The organism is Kitasatospora sp. MBT66 (assembly GCF_000710405.2).
Classification (GTDB): Bacteria; Actinomycetota; Actinomycetes; order Streptomycetales; family Streptomycetaceae; genus Kitasatospora; species Kitasatospora purpeofusca.
Map to the genome: position 1 here is coordinate 144,690 of NZ_JAIY01000002.1, position 367 is coordinate 145,056.

The window sequence follows — 367 nt, forward strand, 5'->3', positions numbered from 1 at the left end:
GTTCGGTACGTGCAAGGACGGGTCGTGTGCCATGCGCTGAGCGACTTCTCGCTCACACTCGGTAGTCGGAGTGGCGAACGCCACCTCGCCGGTCGGCTGAACCGGGAACTCCGGTCGGCGAGATGACGGCGCGTCAGTGATCGGTGACGGTAAGTCGACAAAGCGCCCGAACTTTCGGCCGACCCGATGTGAGCGAGCGCACGGAAATCGACCGTTTGGGCCGGGGAATGCGGTCAAAGCCGGTCGTTTCCGGGTCAGTTTCATGATCGATACCGCCGGTAACAGTCGACTGACCTGGGACGACCAAGAATTGCTTGATGCGGCCCGGTAGCGCCCGTAGCTTCTTTGGCGGTGCAACGAGCACCAC

The 367-nt window shown here is 62.4% G+C and carries 1 protein-coding gene; it reads right to left on the reverse strand.

Annotated features, from left to right (window positions below):
- Window positions 1-133: 133 nt before the first annotated feature.
- Window positions 134-367 (reverse strand): hypothetical protein (locus tag BI06_RS52825; protein WP_206743626.1); only part of this gene is annotated, 234 nt, incomplete at its 5' end.